Genomic DNA, 20,713 nt, shown 5'->3' on the forward strand with positions numbered 1-20,713 from the left:
CTCGCAGAGCCTTTAATTCTGCGCCTGCGAGCCTGCTTTCACAATTTGTCAGGTGGTTTTATGGACAGCATCAACAGCCGCATCGCCGAGGAACTCGGTGTACGCCCACAACAGGTCGAAGCGGCCGTCGCGCTACTCGATGAAGGCTCTACCGTTCCCTTCATCGCCCGTTACCGGAAAGAAGTGACCGGCAGCCTCGATGACATCCAGCTGCGTCATCTGGAAGAGCGTCTGCGCTACCTGCGAGAACTCGACGAACGGCGCATCAGCATCCTCGCCAGCATCGAAGAGCAAGGCAAGCTGACCCCACAACTCGAGCGCGACATCAAGCTCGCCGACACCAAGACCCGCCTCGAAGACTTGTACCTGCCCTACAAGCAAAAGCGCCGCACCAAGGGCCAGATCGCCCTGGAAGCCGGCCTCGGCGAACTGGCCGACGGCCTGTTCAACGACCCGTCCCTGACGCCAGACACCGAAGCCGCACGTTTCATCAACGCCGAAAAAGGCGTGGCCGATGTGAAGGCAGCCCTCGAAGGCGCCAAGTACATCCTCATGGAGCGCTTCGCCGAAGACGCTGGCCTGCTGGACAAACTGCGCAGCTATTTGAAGCAGGAAGCCACCCTCAGTGCCCGCGTCATCGCCGGCAAGGAAGAGGAAGGCGCCAAGTTCCGCGACTACTTCGAACACGACGAACCGCTGAAAAGCATGCCGTCGCACCGCGCGCTGGCGATTTTCCGTGGCCGCAACGAAGGCATTCTCAGCTCTGCGCTGAAAGTCGGCGACGAACTGCCGGGCACCATGCACCCGTGCGAAGGCATGATCGGCCAGCAATTCGGCATCCAGAACCAGAACCGCGCCGCCGACAAATGGCTGGGCGAAGTGGTGCGCTGGACCTGGAAGGTCAAGCTCTACACCCACCTCGAAACCGACCTGCTGGGCGAGTTGCGCGATGGCGCGGAAACCGAAGCGATCAACGTGTTCGCGCACAACCTGCACGACTTGCTGCTGTCCGCTCCGGCCGGCCCGCGCGCGACGCTGGGCCTCGACCCGGGTCTGCGCACTGGTTGCAAAGTTGCCGTGGTCGACGCCACCGGCAAGCTGCTGGATCACGCCACGGTCTACCCGCACGTGCCCCACAACAAATGGGATCAGACCCTCGCGATTCTTGCTGCCCTGTGCGCCAAGCATTCAGTCGACCTGATCGCCATCGGCAACGGCACCGCCAGCCGCGAAACCGATAAGCTGGCCGCTGAGCTGATCAAAAAATATCCGGCAATGAAGATGACCAAAGTGATGGTCTCCGAGGCCGGCGCATCGGTTTACTCGGCATCTGAACTGGCGTCGAAGGAATTCCCGGACCTGGACGTGTCGATCCGCGGCGCCGTGTCGATCGCCCGTCGCTTGCAGGATCCATTGGCTGAACTGGTGAAGATCGATCCGAAATCCATCGGTGTCGGCCAGTACCAGCACGACGTGTCGCAGCTGAAACTGGCGCGCGGTCTGGACGCGGTGGTGGAGGACTGCGTGAACGCCGTCGGCGTGGACGTCAACACCGCCTCCGTGGCGCTGCTGGCGCGCATCTCCGGTCTCAACGCGACCTTGGCACAGAACATCGTCAGCCATCGCGATGAGCACGGCGCGTTCAAAACACGCGCAGCGCTGAAGAAAGTCGCACGTCTGGGCGAGAAAACCTTCGAACAGGCCGCAGGCTTCCTGCGCGTGATGAACGGTGACAACCCGCTGGATTCGTCGGCCGTTCACCCGGAAGCCTATCCGCTTGTCCAGCGCATTGCCGCTGAAACCGACCGCGACATCCGCTCGCTGATCGGCGACGCGAGTTTCCTCAAGCGTCTTGATCCGAAGAAGTACACCGACGAAACCTTCGGCCTGCCAACGGTCACCGACATCCTGCAAGAGCTGGAAAAACCTGGCCGCGATCCACGTCCCGAGTTCAAGACCGCCGAGTTCCAGGAAGGCGTCGAAGACCTCAAGGACCTCGAACTGGGCATGATCCTCGAAGGCGTCGTCACCAACGTGACCAACTTCGGCGCGTTCGTCGACATCGGCGTGCATCAGGACGGTTTGGTGCACATCTCCGCGCTTTCAGAGAAGTTCATCAAGGATCCGCGCGAAGCTGTGAAGGCCGGTGATGTGGTGAAAGTGAAGGTCATGGAAGTCGACATCCCGCGCAAACGCGTGGGCCTGTCGATGCGCATGAGCGACACCCCGGGCGAGAAAATCGACGGCGCTCGCGGTGCACGTCCGGGGTCGGCGCCACGCCAGTCCCAGAACACCGCACCGCGCAAGGAAACAACCGCGCCGGCCCCGAGCAACAATGCGATGGCGTCGCTGTTCGCCAACGCCAAGCAGTTGAAGAAACGCTGATGGAAATCCCCGCCGGGCTAACCGAAAGCGCGTTTTTCAAGCTACTGGGCTGTCGCTTGCACAGCCTGGAAACCGGGGTGGCGCAAGTTGCCCTCGGGCTTGCGCCAGAGTTGCGCAATCGCGGCGGCAAGCTGCATGGCGGGGCTTTGTTCAGCCTGGTGGACATTGCCATGGGGCTGGCCTGTTCCAGCACCCACGGCTTTGACCAGCAGAGCGCGACCATCGAATGCAAGATCAACTACATCCGCGCCGTTTCAGACGGTGAAGTGATGTGCACGGCGCGGGTGATCCACCCGGGCCGCCGCACGCTGGTGGTTGAAGCTGATGTGATGCAGGGCGACAAACTGGTCGCAAAAGCACAAGGCACGTTCGCTGTCCTGTAGCTAGTTGTCATCGATTTGAGTTAATTTCGCCAGTACGCAACCTGTGGGAGCGGGCTTGCTCGCGAAGGCGGTGTGTCAGGCGGCATTTGTGCTGACTGACACGCCCTCTTCGCGAGCAAGCCCGCTCATACATTGATTACGGAGAGTTTCAAAACCAGGCGAAAACGCCAGTTTTAACTTCACCCTTGTAGACCGTCTTGCCCACCCCCATATTGGGGCGACTGACGCGTGAAGGAATCCAACTTGAGCGAACTTCTCAACCGCCGCCTGGCCCTGCTTGGCGAGCGCGCTAACCTCTCTCTGCTCGAACAGTGCCTTCACGGCATCGAACGTGAATGCCTGCGCGTGACAGGTGAAGGTCGCCTGGCGCAAACGCCGCACCCGGAAGAATTGGGTTCCGCGCTGACCAACGAACAAATCACCACCGACTATTCCGAGTCGCTGCTGGAATTCATCACGCCCGCCCTGCCCGACCCGGCAGATACCTTGGCGAGCCTGGACAAGATTCATCGCTTTGCCTACAGCAAGCTCGGCAACGAGTATCTGTGGAGCCCCTCGATGCCGTGCCCGTTGCCGGCCGAGGCAGACATCCCGATTGCCTATTACGGCACGTCCAACATCGGTCAGCTCAAGTACGTCTATCGCAAGGGCCTGGCCCTGCGGTACGGCAAGACCATGCAGTGCATCGCCGGGATTCACTACAACTTTTCCCTGCCGGAAAAGCTTTGGCCGCTGCTCAAAGAAGCAGAAGGCTTCGTCGGCACCGATCGCGACTACCAGTCCTCGGCCTACATCGCGCTGATCCGCAACTTCCGGCGCTACAGCTGGCTGCTGATGTACCTGTTCGGCGCCTCGCCTGCGCTGGACGCCGGCTTCCTGCGCGGGCGCTCGCACCAGCTCGAACAACTTGACCCGGACACCTTGTACCTGCCGTACGCCACCAGCCTGCGCATGAGCGACCTCGGTTACCAGAGCAACGCTCAGGCCGGTTTGACGCCGTGCTACAACGACCTGTCGAGCTACACCGACAGCCTGCGCAAAGCGGTCGCCACGCCGTATGCGCCGTATGTCGAGATCGGTACGCATCAGGACGGTGAGTGGGTTCAGCTCAACACCAACATCCTGCAGATCGAAAACGAGTACTACTCCAACATCCGCCCCAAACGCGTGACCTACACCGGGGAACGGCCGATTCAGGCGCTGGTGGCCCGTGGCATTCAGTACGTTGAAGTGCGCTGCCTGGACATCAACCCGTTCCTGCCGATGGGCATCGACCTGCAGGAATCACGATTCCTCGACGCCTTCCTGCTGTATTGCGCGCTGAACGACAGCCCGTTGTTGACCAATAATTCTTGTGGCAACGCCACCTCGAACTTCCTTAGCGTGGTCAAGGAAGGTCGCCGTCCGGGCCTGCAATTGAAACGCGGCAGTGAATCGGTGGACCTCAAAGAGTGGGCCAGCGAGTTGCTGGAGCAGATCGCTCCGTTGGCGGCGATGCTGGATCAAAGTCATGGCGGCGATGCGCACAGCAAGGCGCTGGATGCGCAGTTGGCCAAGGTCAAGGATTCCTCGCTGACACCTTCGGCCCAAGTGCTGGCGGCGATGGCGGAACACAAGGAAAGCTTCGCTCAGTTCTCCCTGCGTCAAAGCCGGGCACATGCGGCGTTTTTCCGTAGCGAGCCCTTGAGTGGCGAGGATCAGGCGAAATTTGAAGAACGGGCGCGTTCTTCGCTGGCGGCGCAAGTGGAGCTGGAGCAGAACGAAGTCGGCGATTTCGATGTGTTTGTCGGATCGTATCAGGCGAGCATTCTGGCAATCAGCAACTAACTTCCCCGTCCAAATGATCGTTCCCACGCTCTGCGTGGGAATGCCTCAAGGGACGCTCCGCGTCCAGGCGACGCAGAGCGTCACGGGCTGCATTCCCACGCTGGAGCGAGGGAACGATCAGCTCCCACTAAAATCTTCCACTCATAAGCTAATTCTAAAAAGTTATTTATTTTATAATTCTTAGATCATTTAGTCTCCTTTGACGCCGACTCTCGGTTGCCTGACAAGGAGCTTCCCAATGAAACTGCATTTCCCACTTCGCCTCCTGGCGGCCGCCTCTTTGGCTGCAGCAAGTTTCTTTGCCCAGGCGGCTGACGTCACCGTCGCCTACCAGACCACCGTAGACCCGGCGAAAGTCGCCCAGGCCGACGGCGCGTACGAAAAAGCCACAAACGCCAAAATCGACTGGCGCAAATTCGACAACGGTGCCGACATCATCGCTGCCATCGCATCCGGCGACGTGCAGATCGGGTACCTCGGTTCCAGCCCGCTGACCGCTGCGATCACTCGCAAAGTTCCGGTAGAAACCTTCCTCATCGCCACCCAGATCGGCGCCGCCGAAGCCCTGGTCGCTCGTGACGGATCCGGGATCAAGACGCCACAGGATTTGATCGGCAAGAAAATCGCCGTACCTTTCGTTTCCACTGGCCACTACAGCCTGCTGGCGGCGCTGAAGCACTGGAACATTGATCCATCGAAAGTCACCGTCCTCAACCTCGCCCCGCCCGCAATCATCGCCGCATGGAAACGCGGTGACATCGACGCGACCTACGTATGGGACCCAGCCCTCGGTGTTGCCAAGGAGAATGGCAAAGTGCTGATCACCTCGGGTGAGCTGGCCAAGTTCGGTGCCCCGACCTTCGATGCCTGGATCGTGCGCAAAGACTTCGCCGAGAAGCACCCTGAAATCGTCACCGCGTTCGCCAAGGTCACCCTCGACGCCTACGCCGATTACCGCAAAGACCCGAAAGCCTGGCTCGCCAACCAGTCCAACGTCGACAAACTGGTGAAGCTCTCCGGCGCCAAGGCCAGCGATATTCCGCTGCTGCTGCAAGGCAACGTCTACCCGCTGGCAGCTGATCAGGTGCTCACCCTCGGCGCACCGACCACCAAGGCCATCACCGACACTGCTGTGTTCCTCAAGGAACAAGGCAAGGTCGAGGCCGTGCTGCCGGACTACGCGCCGTACGTCAGCGCCAAGTTCATCACCAACTGATCGGGAGTTAAGTGCGATGGCCTTGCTACAGCTGGAGCGCATCAGCGCACAGTACCCCGGCAGCCCGGACCCGGTACTGGCGGATATTTCCCTGAGCCTTGGGCCCCAGCAATTGCTGGTCGCCCTTGGCCCGTCCGGCAGTGGCAAGACTTCGCTGTTGAACCTGATTGCCGGATTTGTCGAGCCGAGCGGCGGGCGCATCACCCTTGACGGCGTGCCGGTCAAAGGCCCTAGCGCCGAACGCGGCGTGGTGTTTCAGGACGATGCCTTACTGCCCTGGCAGGACGTGTTGGCCAACGTTGGATTCGGCCTTGAGCTCGCCGGTGTTTCCCGGGAAAAACGCGAAATCCGCGCAAGGGAAATGCTCGCACTGGTAGACCTTTGCGGTTTCGAAAATCGTCGCATCTGGCAGCTCTCGGGCGGCCAGAAGCAACGTGTCGGCCTGGCCCGCGCATTAGCCGCCGATCCTCGTGTCTTGCTCATGGACGAGCCCTTTGGCGCCCTCGACGCGTTCACCCGCGAACAGATGCAAGAGTTGCTGTTGCAAGTCTGGCAGCGCACCTCCAAACCCGTATTCCTGATTACCCACGACATTGAAGAAGCGGTATTCCTCGCCACGGATCTGATTCTGTTGGCGCCCAATCCTGGGCAAATCGTCGAGCGTCTGAGCCTGGATTTCGGTCAGCGTTATGCCGCTGGCGAGTCGGCCCGAGCGATCAAATCCGACCCGCGCTTTATTGAAACCCGCGAACACGTGCTTGCCAAAGTCTTCTCCCAACGCAGCGCCGCCACGCGGCAGGAGCGCGCATGAGCAGCTATGAAATTCCGGCCATAGCAGTGAAACCCGGTTCAACAGTGATCCCTGTTCGTCGCAGTTTGAGCACACGCTGGATCAGCGTACTGACGCTGGTCGCCCTCGTTGCCATTTGGTGGGCCGTGACCAGCACGGGAATGATCGAACCGCTGTTCCTGCCACCACCGTCTGCCGTACTGCAAAAAGGCTGGCTGCTGGTGACCACGGGATACATGGATTCGACGTTGTGGCAGCACTTGGGCGCGAGCCTCAGCCGCATCGGCCTGGGCCTGGGCTTTGCCGTGCTCACCGCCGTGCCGGTTGGCATCGCCATCGGCCACAACCGCATCGCTCGCGGCATTCTCGATCCGCTGATCGAGTTCTACCGTCCGATTCCGCCTTTGGCTTATTTGCCGCTGATCGTGATCTGGTGTGGCATCGATGAGTTGTCGAAAGTGTTGCTGATCTACCTGGCGATTTTCGCCCCGATTGCCATCGCCACCGCGACCGGTGTGCGCACCGTTGACCCGGCCAAATTGCGTGCTGCGCAGTCGCTGGGTGCGACCCGAACGCAGTTGATTCGTCATGTGATTCTGCCAAGTGCCTTGCCGGATATTTTAACCGGTGTGCGCATTGGACTGGGTGTGGGTTGGTCGACCCTGGTCGCCGCCGAATTGATTGCCGCCACCAGCGGGCTGGGCTTCATGGTGCAATCGGCCGCGCAGTTCCTGGTGACCGATGTAGTGGTGCTGGGGATTCTGGTGATCGCGCTGATTGCCTTCGCCATGGAAATGGGACTGCGCGCCCTGCAACGCAAACTGGTGCCGTGGCACGGCCAGGCACACTGAAAAAACATCATGTGAAAACCCTACAAAAGCTCTACACCCCGAATTTGAAGAGAATCACCATGAGTGACCTGAACATTGTCCCTTTAAGCTCGGCTCTCGGCGCACAGATCAGTGGCCTCGACATCAGCCAGCCGCTGAATCTGGAGCAACGCGACGCCATCGAGCAGGCGCTGCTCAAGCATCAAGTGTTGTTCTTCCGAGACCAGCCGATCACCCCGCAGCAGCAAGCGCGATTCGCCGCGAATTTCGGCGACCTGCACATCCACCCTATCTACCCGAATGTGCCGGAACAGCCTGAAGTGCTGATCCTCGACACCGCCGTCACCGACGTGCGCGACAACGCGATCTGGCATACCGACGTGACCTTCCTGCCGACCCCGGCGATGGGCGCGGTGCTCAGCGCCAAGTTGCTACCGGAGTTTGGTGGCGACACGTTGTGGGCCAGCGGGATTGCGGCGTATGAAGCGTTGTCGGCACCGATGAAATCCTTGCTCGAAGGGCTGACGGCGACTCACGATTTCACCCGGTCGTTTCCGCTTGAGCGTTACGGCAATACGCCCGAAGCACTGGCTCAGTGGGAGGAAGCTCGGCGCAAGAATCCGCCACTTTCACATCCGGTCATTCGCACACACCCGGTCAGCGGACGGCGCTCGTTGTTCGTCAGCGAAGGCTTCACGTCGAAGATCAATGAGCTGTCGGAAACCGAGAGCGAAGTGATTCTGAAGTTTTTGTTCGCTCATTCAACGCGACCGGAATTTACCATCCGCTGGCGTTGGCAGAAGGATGATGTGGCGTTTTGGGATAACCGCGTGACCCAGCATTACGCGGTGGATGACTACCGGCCGGCGCGGCGGGTGATGCAGCGGGCGACGGTGTTGGGGGATGTGCCGTTCTTCCGCTAATTCCGGAATCCGATCGTTCCCACGCTCCGCGTGGGAATGCAGCTCGGGACGCTCCGCGTCCCATCCAAAGCCGAACGCGGAGCGTCCGCTGAGGCGTTCCTACGCAGAGCGTGGGAACGATCAGTGCTCCGTTACTCAGCCGTCGAAGGCTTCTCCCAAAGATTGATCCCGCCTTCCTGGGCAAACCGGTCAATCTCCGCCAACTCCTCAGCGCTAAAGCTCAAGTTCTTCAACGCCCCGACGTTTTCGATAATCTGCTCCGGCCGACTCGCACCGATCAGCGCCGACGTCACCCTCGGATCGCGCAGCGTCCACGCCAACGCCAACTGAGCCAAACTCTGCCCGCGCCCCTTGGCGATTTCGTTAAGCCCACGAACATGGGCAATATTGGCCTCAGACAAGTGTGAGGACTGCAACGAAGCACCGCCCGGGCGATTGACCCGCGCATCCTTCGGAATGCCATTGAGGTATTTGTCGGTCAGCAGGCCCTGCGCCAATGGCGTGAAGGCAATCACGCCGGTGCCGAGTTCGTCAGTAACGTCCAGCAGGTCTTTTTCAACCCAGCGATTGAGCAGGTTGTACGCCGGCTGATGAATCAACAGCGGCACTTTCCATCCTTCCAACAGCGCCGCCATTTCACGGGTTTTCACCCCGGAATACGACGAGATGCCGATGTACAACGCCTTGCCCTGCTGCACCGCTGTGGCCAGTGCACTGGCGGTTTCTTCCAGCGGGGTGTCCGGGTCGAAACGATGTGAATAAAAAATATCCACGTAGTCCAGGCCCAGTCGCTGCAGGCTCTGATCCAGGCTGGCCAGCACGTATTTACGTGAACCGCCGCCCTGCCCGTAAGGACCTGGCCACATGTCCCAACCGGCCTTGCTGGAGATGATCAGCTCGTCGCGGTACTGCTTGAAGTCTTCGCGCAACAGACGGCCAAAGTTGATCTCGGCGCTGCCGTACGGAGGGCCATAGTTGTTGGCCAGGTCAAAGTGATTGATCCCCAGATCGAATGCCGTGCGCAGCAACGAGCGCTGGGTATCAATCGGCGTGCTGTCACCGAAGTTATGCCACAGCCCCAGGGACAACGCCGGCAGCACCAGACCGCTGCGGCCTACGCGGCGGTAAGGAATGGAATCGTAGCGGTTTTCGGCAGCGGTGTAGGTCATCGAATCCTCTCTTGTCGGTCTTGAATGCGGTATCGACTGCGTCGCAAGTTGCCCAGCATACGCCCGGACAAACGCCGATAAACCTCGGACTCGAGAAAATGCTGAAACGTTTCACAGATTTTTAACTGACCCACCTTATGCCGACAACTCACGCAGCGCTGCGGCCGCTAAAAACCCGGATCTTGAGCTGTACCGCTGATCTCGCCTGACTGTCTGGTCGATACGTTCAAGAAGCTGCTCGGGAAGCGTGGCATTGAAACGCACTGACTTGCCGAAATAAGGCGTGATATCGAACTCGACCACACCCCACACACCGCCCGCGTAATCGGGGTTATCCAGATGAGCATCAATCTCTCGCACCTTAGGCAATGAATCACCATCGGCGACCAGGCCTTCATAGTGCAACGCCAACGCTTCCTTCACGTTTTCAAATGCCTGCGCCACCGTAGCGCCCGCGGAGAAACAACCCGGCACATCCGGGATAATCACTCCGTATTCTGAGTCGGCATCCTTGCGCAGAACGACCGGAAATTTCATTTCGGTGAGTCCTATTAACTAGGTTCATGCGGCGCACTATAGGTAAAAAACCATCATCAAAACCCACAATACACATCCTGAAACTGATCGCCTCCAACTCCTGTATGACTACCTCGCCCCCGCAAACACCTCCCCCAACCAATCCACAAACACCCGAACCCGTGGCGACATGTGGCGGTTGTGCGGATACAACACCGAAACCGGCATCGGCGGTGGCGGCATATCGGTGAGGACTTCTCGCACCAGCCCTTGGGCAATCTGCGTTTCCATTCGGTAATGCGGGCACTGGATCAGCCCGAGCCCGGCGATGGCGGAAGCGGCGTAGATTTGCGCGCCGAACACTGAAAGCGCGCCGTCGATGGCCACTTCCTTCAGCTCGCCCTTCACCATGAATTCGAAGGGAAACAGCTTGGCGGTGGTGCGCGAGACGTAGTTCACCGCGCGGTGATGTTTCAGGTCCTGGAGGGTTTTCGGTTCGCCGTATTTGCGCAAGTAGGCGGGGCTGGCGCAGGTGATCTGGCGAAGATTGGCGATGCGTTTTCCGATCAGTGCCGAATCGCTCAGAGTGCCGGCGCGCAGCACACAATCAACGCCTTCGGCGATCAAATCGACAAAACGGTCCGACTCGCTGATGGACAGTTCGATCTGCGGGTAGCGCTCCATGAATTGCGGCAATGCGGGGATCACAAAGCTTTTCGCCAGCGTCCCGTGCAGGTCGACGCGTAACCGGCCTTTCGGGGCGCCGCCGCGAAAGGCCAGCTCGGCCTCTTCCAGTTCCGCCAGCAGTTGCACGCAGCGCAGGTAGTACGCCTCGCCGTCCAGGGTTGGACGTACCTTGCGCGTACTGCGCTCCAGCAACCGTGTGCCGAGCCAGGCTTCGAACTGGTTCAGGGTGTGGGTCAACGTGGCGCGGGGCAGGTTCAGGTCTTCGGCCGCCAGGGTGAAGCTGCTGCGCTCGTAGATCCGCACGAAGACTTTCATCGCTTTGACTTGATCCACGTTGGCTTCCGATTGTTGGCGATTATTGAACAGTCAAGGCAACTCTCGTGCATTTATCGGCCTGAGTAAACATGTGAATCTGGCTTCACATCCCGCCCACAACTTCATCAGGAATCAACACCATGACTACTCAGAAAGTTGCCATCGTTACTGGCGCCTCCCGTGGCATCGGCGCCGTGATTGCCAAACAGCTGGCCAGCGACGGTTTCGCCGTCGCCATCAATTACGCCAGCAGCGCCACTGAAGCCTCGGCCCTGGTGGTGGAATTGCGTCAGGCCGGCCATCAAGCCATAGCGATCAAGGCTGACGTGGCCAAGGCGGATGACGTGCGCCGGATGTTCGACGAGACCGAAACACAACTGGGCAAGGTCGACGTGCTGGTCAACAACGCTGGCATCCTCAAGGTGCTGCCGCTGGCGCAGCACACCGATGAACTGTTCGAGCAGACCTTCAACATTCACGCACGCGGCACGTTCAACACCTTGCGGGAAGCGGCGACGCGTTTGAACAGCGGCGGGCGGATCGTCAACTTTTCCAGCAGCACTGTCGGCCTGAATTTGCCGGGTTACGCGGTGTACATCGCCAGCAAAGCGGCGGTGGAATCGTTGACTCAGGTGTTTGCCAAGGAAATGCGCGGGCGCAATATCACCGTGAATGCCGTGGCGCCGGGGCCAGTTGCCACCGAGTTGTTTTTACACGGCAAGAGTGAAGAACAGATCCAGAACTTTGCCAAGATGCCTCCGCTGGAGCGCCTGGGTCAGCCGGAGGATATTGCTCGCGTGGTGTCGTTTTTGGTGGGGCCGGATTCGGCTTGGGTCAATGGGCAGATTTTGCGCGCTAATGGTGGGTTGGTTTAACTAAGCTCATACAAAGACCGAAGCGCTCCCTTCGCGAGCAAGCCCGCTCCCACATTAGACCGAGTTGCTGGCATGTACGCAGTCAAATGTGGGAGCGGGCTTGCTCGCGAAGGCGGTTTAGTAGGCAACAAAAATTTGAAGGATGGACTCCACTATGCACACAGCCATCATCATCACCTTCGGCCTGGCCCTCCTTGCCATGATGCTGTTCATCGGCGAAAAAATCGGCTTCAGTCGCCAGACGCTGACCTACAGCTTTGTGGTCCTGTGGCTGGCGCTGACGGTGATCAACGGCGCCATCGGCGTGGTCACTGCCGGCCAGTCCTTGAGTACAGAGCTGGGGATCGGCACGGTGGTGTTCAGTGTGCCGGTGGCAGCGCTGGTGCTGTTTATGGTGATGAGCGCCGAGGCCTGAAACAGGCCCGGCGCCAACAGTTTTCGATCAACGCACCAAATGCAAAAACTGCAGATGCCGTTCGTATTGGTCAAGGATGTCGTTGATGATCTGATCCTTGGTGTACCCCACCAGATCGTAGTCCTGACTGCCCTCGCTCAAATGCACTTCTGCCCGGTAGTAACGACGGTTGTTGAGTTGCTTGGAGCCCATACCGCCACGGGCAAAGGATGGAGTGAAATAGCCGCGCATCTGCACCTGATAAATAAACGGATGCTGTTCACCGTGACCGATTTCCAGGCTGACGCTGTCGTTGGCCGGGTCCGGTTGCGTGATCACGTTCAAACCCTTTTCGACGAACACTGCCGACACTTCCTCAATCGCCGGTCGCACCGTCGTATCGAGAAAACGGTACACCTCATCCCGGGACGGGAAGTGCACCGCCTGACTCAAGCGCTGACGCCAGCCACCGCGTCGTGAGCCGGCCACCGGCGCCAGTGAATGCAGTTGCGCGATCTGCTTCTGGGATTCCAGGTAGAACGCCTTGTGCAGCCCCCACATCATCAACAGCAGGATCAGCGAGAACGGCAGCGAGGTCAGCACCACCGCCGACTTCAACGCATCGATGCTGCCGGAGAACAACAATGCACTGGTCACCAGCGCCGTCATTGCGCCCCAGAACACCCGCAGCCATTTCGGCCCGTCTTCATCCGGGTTGCCACCCTTGGCGGACAACGTCGACAGCACCACCGTGCCGGAGTCGGCCGAGGTGACGAAGAACACGAAGCTGATGAACACCGTCACGGCGATCACCGTTTTGCTCCACGGGTAAGTTTCCAGCAGCAGATAGAGGGTCATCGACGGGTTGTCGATGGCCGACATGCCGAGCGCACTCATGCCATGGTTGAGCACTTGATCAATGGCGCTGTTGCCGAAGATCGACATCCACGCCAGGGTAAAACCGAGCGGGATCAGCAGTACGCCGAAAACGAATTCGCGGATGGTGCGGCCACGGGAAATCCGCGCGATGAACAGGCCCACGAACGGCGACCATGCGATCCACCAGGCCCAATAGAACACGGTCCAGCCACCGAGCCAGTCGCTGGGTTTGTCATACGCGTACAGGTCGAAACTCTTCATCGGCAACGCGCCGAGGTAGTCGCCGAGGTTCTGGATCAGGGTGTTGAGCAGGTGCTGGGTGGGACCGGCAAACAACACAAATAGCAGCAGCGCGCAGGCCAGCAGCATGTTGATGTCGGACATCACCCGCACGCCTTTATCGACGCCGGACACGGCGACGATGATCGCCGCACCCATCATCAGTGTGATCAGGCCGACCTGAATCCACTGGGTATGGGCGATGCCAAACAGGTAATCCAGCCCGGAGTTGAGGTGCAGCACACCGAAGCCCATGTCGGCACCGAGACCGAACACCGTGGCGATGATGCCGAAGCCGTCCACCGCATAACCGATGGGGCCGTTGATGCGCTTGCCGATCAGTGGATACAGCGCCGAACGCAGAGCCAGTGGCAAGTTGTGTCGGTAAGCGAAGTAGGCCAGCGCCATGCCGACAAAAGCGAACACACCCCAGCCATGCAGTCCCCAGTGCAGAAACAGAATCTGCATCGCCTGTCGTGCCGCGTCCGCGGTACCGGCCTCGCCTTGGGGCGGTTGCGCCAAGTGGGTCAGCGGTTCGGATACGCAAAAGAAAAACAGCGTGATGCTGATCCCGGCGGCGAACAGCATGCCGGCCCAGGACAGGTAACTGAATTCGGGTTCGTCGTGGTCGGCACCGAGCTTGATCTTGCCGTAGCCGGACAAGGCGGTGACCACCACGAAGACCAGATACAGGGTCATCGCGAGCATGTAGTACCAGCCGACCGTATTGGCCGCCCAGTTTTGCGCTTGCAGCAGCCAGGCACCGGCCTGCTCTGGCATGGCGATAACGACAATGCCGAAGAGCAGAATGAAACTCGCCGAGAAGTAGAACACCGGCGGATTCATGCGGACCAGACCGCTGGGAGGAAGGGACGATGCACTCATGAAACGTGCACCTCGACGGGGTAAAACGTGGCTGTAAAAATCGGACTCAGCAAAGGCAAGCCTCCTGTTGTGAGCGGGCAGCAAACTGCCGGTTTAACTTGAATGAACGTTCAAGTTAAACATGGATAGGGGGCTAAGGACTAATCCCGAGGCTCGACGGTCGTGCTTGTACGCTAGCTCAAGGATGGAAATGACGCGGGGTTGACGATCGTTCCTACGCTCCGCGTGGGAATGTCTCAAGGGACACTCCGCGTTCCAGTTCGTAAAAGTGACGCGGAGCGTCACGGGCTGCATTCCCACGCAGAGAGTGGGAACGATCCGTTGTAGGCTTACTTCTGCGTCCCATCATCATGCTGCAAATTCGCCTGCGTCAGGTTGCAGCCCGCCGGCACGCTGCGGGTCAGCCAGACATTGCCGCCAATCGTCGAACCCTTGCCAATCGTGATCCGCCCCAGAATCGTCGCCCCGGCATAGATCACCACGTCATCCTCAACAATTGGATGGCGCGGATGGCCTTTCTGCAACTGACCATCCTCATCGGACGGGAAACGCTTGGCGCCCAACGTGACCGCCTGATAAATCCGCACCCGCTCGCCAATAATCGCCGTCTCGCCGATCACGACGCCCGTCCCGTGATCAATGAAGAAGCTGCGACCAATCTGCGCGCCAGGGTGAATGTCGATGCCGGTGGCCGAGTGGGCGATTTCCGAGCTGATCCGCGCCAGCAACGGCAACCCGGCGCGATACAAATGATGGGCCAGGCGATGGTGAATCACCGCCAGAATGCCCGGGTAGCAGAGCAATACTTCATCGACACTGCGCGCTGCCGGGTCGCCGTGATAGGCCGCCAACACATCGCTATCCAGCAAACTGCGCAGTCCCGGCAAAGCGAGCGCGAAGCCCTGAATGATCTGAATGGTTTTGGCCTCTATGTCAGCCTCCGCCTGCTCACTGTGGCGAGCGGCGTAGTGCAACTCCAGCCGTGCCTGCGCCAGCAGCGCATTCAACGCCACATCCAGAGTGTGGCCGACATAGAAGTCTTCACTCTCCTCGCGCAAATCCACCGGCCCCAGGCGCATGGGGAACAACGCGCCGCACAGTGCTTCAAGAATCTCCGCCATGGCCGCTCGCGACGGCAATTCGCGCCCGCCCTGTTCGGTGCTGGCACGGCCATTTTGTGCGCGCCACTCAGCGCGCGCCGTGCGCAGTTGGCTGACGATGGTCTGCAGTTGCCAATGACTGGAACGCTCGCTCACGGTAAAAACTCCTCACGGGCGGCCGGACTGTCTGGCCGCACTGACGGCGATTACTTTACGGCAAGGTCCTGAAGCCGAATTAAGAACCAATTGTGCTGGCCTCAGCATCTTTGGCTATAAGCGATTGACGGTTGCCCAGGCAAATCGGCGTGCCTATAGTCCTGACATCTTTCCCCGCCAGTACGGACCCATGATCAAACAACAGCTCGTTCGCTTTAACCGTCTCGATTTACTTGGCCACCCTACCGCCCTGGAAAAACTTGAACGCTTGTCGACCTGGCTGGGCCGCGATGTGTACGTCAAACGCGATGACCTGACGCCACTGGCCATGGGCGGCAACAAGCTGCGCAAACTCGAATACCTCGCCGCCGATGCTCTGGCACAAGGCGCCGACACGCTCATCACCGCAGGCGCGCTCCAGTCCAACCATGTGCGCCAGACAGCCGCCATTGCAGCCAAACTGGGCCTGGGTTGCGTCGCGTTGCTGGAAAACCCTTTGGGCACCGAAGACGCCAACTATGTCGGCAACGGCAATCGCCTGTTGCTGGACCTGTTCGATGCCAAGGTCGAACGGGTGGAAAACCTCGACAACGCCGACGAGCAATTGCAGGCACTCGCCGAGCGCCTGCGCAACAACGGCAAAAAGCCGTATCTGGTGCCGATTGGTGGTTCGAATGCCTTGGGCGCGTTGGGTTATGTACGCGCCGGGCTGGAACTGGCCGAGCAGATCAAGGATACCGGCCTGGACTTTTCCGCCGTGGTCCTCGCATCGGGCAGCGCCGGTACCCACAGTGGTCTGGCGCTGGCACTGAGTGAAGCCCTGCCGGATCTGCCAGTGATCGGCGTCACGGTTTCCCGTAGCGATGAAGATCAGCGACCGAAAGTCCAGGGCCTCGCCGAGCGTACGGCCGAACTGCTGGGCGTGCAGTTGCCCGCGAGTTTCAAAATTGAACTGTGGGACGAATATTTCGGCCCTCGCTATGGCGAGCCGAATGCCGGAACACTGGCGGCGGTGAAACTGCTGGCGAGTCAGGAGGGCTTGCTCCTGGACCCGGTTTACACCGGCAAGGCCATGGCCGGGTTGCTTGATGGTATTGGACGCGGGCGCTTCGATGAGGGGCCGATTATCTTCCTGCACACCGGTGGGGCGCCGGCGTTGTTTGCCTACAAAAACTTTTTGTAACTGATCGTTCCCACGCTCCTGCGTGGGAATGCAGCTTGTGACGCTCTGCGTCACTGGACGCGGAGCGTCCCCAGAGGCATTCCCACGCGGAGCGTGGGAACGATCTTAATATGCGTATAAAGAATATACAGATTGATATTAAGTATTTTCCAATCTAAAGACGTCATCTTATAGTCGCGCCGCAGGCGAATTTGCAGCAAGACGCATAAGCTGCTTTAGGGCAGGATATTGCAGTCGTCCAAATCCCGAATTTGCCAACCTTCCCAAAGCGTCTTCCATAAGAAAACACAGGGGCTTTTCATGAATTTTTCCGCACTACGTCGAAACCTGCTGGTCGGTTCACTGGGCCTGGCGCTGAGCGCCGGTTTGCTGGGCCAGGCGGTTGCCGGTGAGCAACTGCAAAAAATCAAAGACGCTGGCGTGATCAACGTCGGCCTGGAAGGCACTTATCCACCGTTCAGCTTCGTCGACGCCGACGGCAAACTGTCCGGCTTCGAAGTCGAGTTCTCCGAAGCCCTGGCCAAAGAGCTGGGTGTGAAGGCAAAACTGCAACCGACCAAATGGGACGGCATCCTCGCAGCGCTGGAATCCAAGCGTCTGGACGTGGTGATCAACCAGGTGACCATCTCGGAAGAGCGCAAGAAGAAGTATGACTTCTCCGTGCCGTATACCGTCTCCGGGATTCAGGCGCTGACCCTTACCAAGAACAAAGACACCGTCAAGACCTCCGCCGACCTGGCCGGCAAGAAAGTCGGCGTAGGCCTGGGCACCAACTACGAGCAGTGGGTCAAGGAAAACGTCCCAAAAGCCGACATCAAAACCTATGACGATGATCCGACCAAGTTCCAGGACCTGCGCGTCGGCCGTATCGACGTGATTCTGATCGACCGCCTCGCCGCACTGGAATACGCCAAGAAGGCCAAAGATACTTCCGCCGCCGGCGAAGCGTTCTCCCGCCAGGAAGCCGGTATTGCCCTGCGCAAAGGCGAGCCTGAGTTGCTTGCAGCAATCGACAAGGCGATCGACAAGCTGCGCGCCGACGGTACGCTGAAAAAGCTTTCGGAAAAATACTTCAGCGCTGACGTCACCAAATAATGGAAGAAGCTTTCCAACTCGCACTGGATTCCGCGCCCTTTCTACTCAAGGGCGCGTATTACACAGTGATCCTCAGCCTGGGCGGGATGTTCTTCGGCCTGGTGATGGGTTTCGGCCTGGCGCTGATGCGCCTGTCGCGCTTCAAGCTGGTGAGCTGGATCGCCCGCATCTACGTGTCGTTCTTTCGCGGCACGCCGTTGCTGGTGCAACTGTTCGTGATCTATTACGGCTTGCCGCAACTGGGCATCGAACTTGATCCGCTGCCGGCGGCCCTGATTGGCTTCTCGCTGAACATGGCCGCCTACGCCTGCGAAATCCTGCGTGCCGCGATCAGCTCCATCGAGCGCGGCCAGTGGGAAGCAGCCGCGAGTATCGGCATGACCCGTGCGCAAACCCTGCGCCGGGCCATCCTGCCGCAAGCGATGCGCACCGCGTTGCCGCCGCTGGGCAACAGTTTCATTTCGCTGGTCAAGGACACTGCGCTAGCCGCCACTATTCAGGTGCCGGAACTGTTCCGTCAGGCGCAACTGATTACCGCCCGCACCTTTGAAATTTTCACCATGTATCTTGCCGCCGCGCTGATCTACTGGATTCTGGCCACGGTGCTGTCGCACCTGCAGAACAAGTTGGAAGAGCGGGTCAATCGGCACGACCAGGAGTCCTGACCCCATGATTGTCGTGGAAAAACTGACAAAGCAGTTCAAGGGTCAAGTCGTGCTCAACGGCATCGATCTGCAAGTGAAGGAAGGTGAAGTCGTGGCGATCATCGGGCCTAGCGGCTCGGGCAAGACCACGTTTCTGCGTTGCCTGAATTTTCTCGAAGAACCCACCAGCGGCCGGATCAAGGTCGGCGACATCGAGATCGATGGCAGCCGCCCGCTGAACCAGCAGCAAGGACTGGTACGGCGCTTGCGCCAACACGTCGGTTTCGTGTTCCAGAATTTCAACCTGTTCCCGCACCGCACGGCTCTGGAAAACGTCATCGAAGGCCCGATCGTCGTGAAGAAAATCCCGCGCGCCGAAGCCGTGGCCCTGGGCAAAAAGCTCATGGCCAAGGTCGGTCTGGCGGGCAAGGAAGATGCTTACCCGCGACGCCTGTCCGGCGGTCAGCAACAACGGGTGGCGATCGCCCGTGCGCTGGCGATGGAGCCGGAAGTGATCCTGTTCGATGAGCCTACCTCGGCGCTCGATCCGGAACTGGTGGGTGAAGTGTTGGCGACCATCCGTGGCCTGGCCGAGGAGAAACGCACCATGGTCATCGTCACCCACGAAATGGGATTTGCCCGGGACGTGGCCAATCGCGTGGTGTTTTTCGACAAGGGTGTAATCGTCGAGCAAGGCGAATCAAAAGCGTTGTTTGCCAATCCGAAAGAAGAGCGGACAAAACAGTTCTTGAGCAAGTTCCTAAACAACTCTCACTCCTGAGCAACATCATCACTTGTTCACTTCCATGGACGGAAGTGACAACTACCAGACTGACAAAAATACCTCCACCCTACTTCCCACACCCACACTTTAAACAATTCAACTGATGACTTGTGCGGTACATATATATGTCCTGCAACAGATTCATTCCGCCTAACATCCGTCAAATCCAGCGATCATCAACGAGCGAACCCTCGCTATGACCCTCGCTCCAATACCGTAAAAACGTGGCCTTGTTCGACTGTACGCTGAGGCTTATTAACTTGAACATGTAGGAATATTCTGAATAACAAGTGATCCAACACTTAACTAGCCAGCTCTATTGACACCTATCCAAGCGCACTCTTATCTAGTTGCCAACAGGCGTAAACCTTTGCACTTCAGCATTATTCAACGTTCAAATAACAAGCCGATTTGTTGCTGGGCAATGCACGCCTTTTGATCTTTCAGAAACGGAACTTCGCTGCAAGGCTTCAAGGAGAAACCCCATGACAAGCACATCGAATACCCCCGAACTTGCGGCCCCGACCCTGGCGCAATCGCAGAAGGCCGGCGTCAACCTGATCTCGGCGGCTCATCTCATGATCGACGTGGCGCCCTACCCCAGGATGGACGCAGGCGACCTGATCGAACTGTTCTGGAACAACTGCTACGTGGCCTCCCGTGTGCTGGACGCCGACGACGTCGGTGAGATGATCAGCCTGCGAGTGCCGGAAAGCTTCATTGCCAACGGTTGCGCACGCATCCACTACAAGGTCATGCAGGTTGGGCAAGGGCCCGCGTTGTCACCGGCGGCGCGGGTCCAGATCAAACTGGATTGCCCTGGCGGCCCGCCATCGGCCCAGTGCGGCGACGAAAACCAAAGCCTGGCGCCCGTGAGTCTCCCCGAGACCATCCGCCGCCAAGGGGTCAACCCAAACCAGATCAAGCGCGGCGTGCCGTTGACCATCGAGCCTTATCTGAACATGGCCACCGACGACGAAATCACCTTGCGCTGGGGTGATGTGCGCATGGACCTGCCCCGGCTCAAGGCAGACGAGGTGGGCCAGCCCATTCAGGTCTGGGTGCCGCCGGCGATCATCCTCGAAGCCGGCGAAGATCTGCGGCTGGAAGTGACGTATTGCATCCTCGATCGCGTGGGTAACAACTCACGCTGGGCTCCGCCGCGCTGGTTGAAGATTGGCTGTGCCAATCCCTACCTGAAGGCCCAGCCGAAGGAGTTGCTGATGGCCGCCGAGCCCCGCAAACGCTGAGATTCCTGTGGCATTGAATGGACTCGATCCCGTAGCAGCTGGCGAAGCCTGCGTCCGGCTGCGAAGCAGTCGCTAAATCAAGCAACGCGGTCATTAAGATTGATCGCGGACTTAGCATTTACGGCTGCTGCGCAGCCGGACGCAGGCT

The 20,713-nt window shown here is 59.2% G+C and carries 19 protein-coding genes; 14 read left to right on the forward strand and 5 right to left on the reverse strand.

Annotation, left to right across the window (positions count from 1 at the left end; all coding sequences use genetic code 11):
* Positions 1 to 60: 60 nt before the first annotated feature.
* From PMI22_RS01445 to tauD, 7 genes are all read left to right on the forward strand, one after another.
* Positions 61 to 2,385: a Tex family protein gene (locus PMI22_RS01445; protein ID WP_007949205.1), complete on the forward strand. Its 2,325-nt coding sequence runs from the start codon at positions 61 to 63 to the stop codon at positions 2,383 to 2,385.
* Positions 2,385 to 2,768, forward strand: coding sequence for a PaaI family thioesterase (locus PMI22_RS0129840; protein ID WP_007949206.1), 384 nt, complete (start codon positions 2,385 to 2,387; stop codon positions 2,766 to 2,768). The genes PMI22_RS01445 and PMI22_RS0129840 overlap by 1 nt, the downstream gene beginning before the upstream one ends.
* A gap of 243 nt (positions 2,769 to 3,011) precedes the next feature.
* On the forward strand, positions 3,012 to 4,595 hold the full coding sequence (gene gshA / locus PMI22_RS01440) for a glutamate--cysteine ligase (protein WP_007949207.1): 1,584 nt from the start codon (positions 3,012 to 3,014) through the stop codon (positions 4,593 to 4,595).
* A 238-nt stretch (positions 4,596 to 4,833) separates the two neighbouring features.
* Positions 4,834 to 5,811 carry a taurine ABC transporter substrate-binding protein gene (gene tauA, locus PMI22_RS01435; protein ID WP_007949208.1) on the forward strand — a complete coding sequence of 326 codons (978 nt, stop codon included), beginning with the start codon at positions 4,834 to 4,836 and terminating at the stop codon, positions 5,809 to 5,811.
* 16 nt (positions 5,812 to 5,827) lie between these two features.
* The gene (tauB, locus tag PMI22_RS01430) at positions 5,828 to 6,622 is read left to right on the forward strand and encodes a taurine ABC transporter ATP-binding subunit (RefSeq protein ID WP_007949209.1); all 795 of its coding nucleotides are present in this window, start codon (positions 5,828 to 5,830) and stop codon (positions 6,620 to 6,622) included.
* Complete coding sequence (gene tauC / locus PMI22_RS01425; RefSeq protein WP_007949210.1) at positions 6,619 to 7,452, forward strand: taurine ABC transporter permease TauC; 834 nt, start codon at positions 6,619 to 6,621, stop codon at positions 7,450 to 7,452. Before tauB ends, tauC begins: the two co-directional genes overlap by 4 nt.
* A gap of 59 nt (positions 7,453 to 7,511) precedes the next feature.
* On the forward strand, positions 7,512 to 8,354 hold the full coding sequence (gene tauD, locus PMI22_RS01420) for a taurine dioxygenase (RefSeq protein WP_007949211.1): 843 nt from the start codon (positions 7,512 to 7,514) through the stop codon (positions 8,352 to 8,354).
* Between the two features lie 131 nt (positions 8,355 to 8,485).
* Here the strand turns inward: tauD and mgrA are convergent, their stop codons facing one another.
* The 3 genes from mgrA to PMI22_RS01405 all read right to left on the reverse strand — a co-directional run bounded on the left by mgrA (position 8,486) and on the right by PMI22_RS01405 (position 11,059).
* Positions 8,486 to 9,523 carry an L-glyceraldehyde 3-phosphate reductase gene (gene mgrA, locus PMI22_RS01415; RefSeq protein WP_007949213.1) on the reverse strand — a complete coding sequence of 346 codons (1,038 nt, stop codon included), beginning with the start codon at positions 9,521 to 9,523 and terminating at the stop codon, positions 8,486 to 8,488.
* A 135-nt stretch (positions 9,524 to 9,658) separates the two neighbouring features.
* Positions 9,659 to 10,060: a type II toxin-antitoxin system HicB family antitoxin gene (locus tag PMI22_RS01410; protein WP_007949214.1), complete on the reverse strand. Its 402-nt coding sequence runs from the start codon at positions 10,058 to 10,060 to the stop codon at positions 9,659 to 9,661.
* A gap of 108 nt (positions 10,061 to 10,168) precedes the next feature.
* Positions 10,169 to 11,059, reverse strand: a complete 891-nt coding sequence (locus tag PMI22_RS01405; RefSeq protein ID WP_007949215.1) for a LysR family transcriptional regulator — start codon at positions 11,057 to 11,059, stop codon at positions 10,169 to 10,171.
* Positions 11,060 to 11,181: 122 nt separating this feature from the next.
* Here PMI22_RS01405 and PMI22_RS01400 point away from each other — a divergent pair, with 122 nt between their 5' ends.
* Both PMI22_RS01400 and PMI22_RS01395 read left to right on the forward strand, forming a co-directional pair.
* Positions 11,182 to 11,916 (forward strand): SDR family oxidoreductase, encoded by a 735-nt coding sequence (locus tag PMI22_RS01400; RefSeq protein ID WP_007949216.1) that lies wholly within the window; start codon positions 11,182 to 11,184, stop codon positions 11,914 to 11,916.
* A 154-nt stretch (positions 11,917 to 12,070) separates the two neighbouring features.
* Entirely contained in the window at positions 12,071 to 12,331 is a 261-nt protein-coding gene (locus PMI22_RS01395) for a hypothetical protein (RefSeq protein ID WP_007949217.1), read from the forward strand.
* Positions 12,332 to 12,358: 27 nt separating this feature from the next.
* Here the strand turns inward: PMI22_RS01395 and betT are convergent, their stop codons facing one another.
* Both betT and epsC read right to left on the reverse strand, forming a co-directional pair.
* Positions 12,359 to 14,314 carry a choline transporter BetT gene (gene betT, locus PMI22_RS01390; RefSeq protein ID WP_162830884.1) on the reverse strand — a complete coding sequence of 652 codons (1,956 nt, stop codon included), beginning with the start codon at positions 14,312 to 14,314 and terminating at the stop codon, positions 12,359 to 12,361.
* Between the two features lie 368 nt (positions 14,315 to 14,682).
* Positions 14,683 to 15,609, reverse strand: a complete 927-nt coding sequence (gene epsC, locus PMI22_RS01385; protein ID WP_007949219.1) for a serine O-acetyltransferase EpsC — start codon at positions 15,607 to 15,609, stop codon at positions 14,683 to 14,685.
* A gap of 190 nt (positions 15,610 to 15,799) precedes the next feature.
* On the opposite strand from epsC, the gene PMI22_RS01380 reads away from it, so the two are divergent.
* From PMI22_RS01380 to PMI22_RS01360, 5 genes are all read left to right on the forward strand, one after another.
* Entirely contained in the window at positions 15,800 to 16,792 is a 993-nt protein-coding gene (locus tag PMI22_RS01380) for a D-cysteine desulfhydrase (RefSeq protein ID WP_007949222.1), read from the forward strand.
* A gap of 300 nt (positions 16,793 to 17,092) precedes the next feature.
* Positions 17,093 to 17,887 carry a cystine ABC transporter substrate-binding protein gene (gene tcyJ / locus PMI22_RS01375; RefSeq protein WP_007949223.1) on the forward strand — a complete coding sequence of 265 codons (795 nt, stop codon included), beginning with the start codon at positions 17,093 to 17,095 and terminating at the stop codon, positions 17,885 to 17,887.
* Complete coding sequence (gene tcyL, locus PMI22_RS01370; protein ID WP_007949224.1) at positions 17,887 to 18,552, forward strand: cystine ABC transporter permease; 666 nt, start codon at positions 17,887 to 17,889, stop codon at positions 18,550 to 18,552. Before tcyJ ends, tcyL begins: the two co-directional genes overlap by 1 nt.
* A 4-nt stretch (positions 18,553 to 18,556) precedes the next feature.
* Complete coding sequence (gene tcyN, locus PMI22_RS01365) at positions 18,557 to 19,312, forward strand: L-cystine ABC transporter ATP-binding protein TcyN (protein ID WP_007949225.1); 756 nt, start codon at positions 18,557 to 18,559, stop codon at positions 19,310 to 19,312.
* A gap of 488 nt (positions 19,313 to 19,800) precedes the next feature.
* Positions 19,801 to 20,565 carry a hypothetical protein gene (locus tag PMI22_RS01360; protein WP_007949226.1) on the forward strand — a complete coding sequence of 255 codons (765 nt, stop codon included), beginning with the start codon at positions 19,801 to 19,803 and terminating at the stop codon, positions 20,563 to 20,565.
* The last annotated feature ends 148 nt before the right edge of the window (positions 20,566 to 20,713 follow it).

It is taken from the genome of Pseudomonas sp. GM21 (genome assembly GCF_000282215.1).
In the GTDB taxonomy this organism is placed as follows: Bacteria; Pseudomonadota; Gammaproteobacteria; order Pseudomonadales; family Pseudomonadaceae; genus Aquipseudomonas.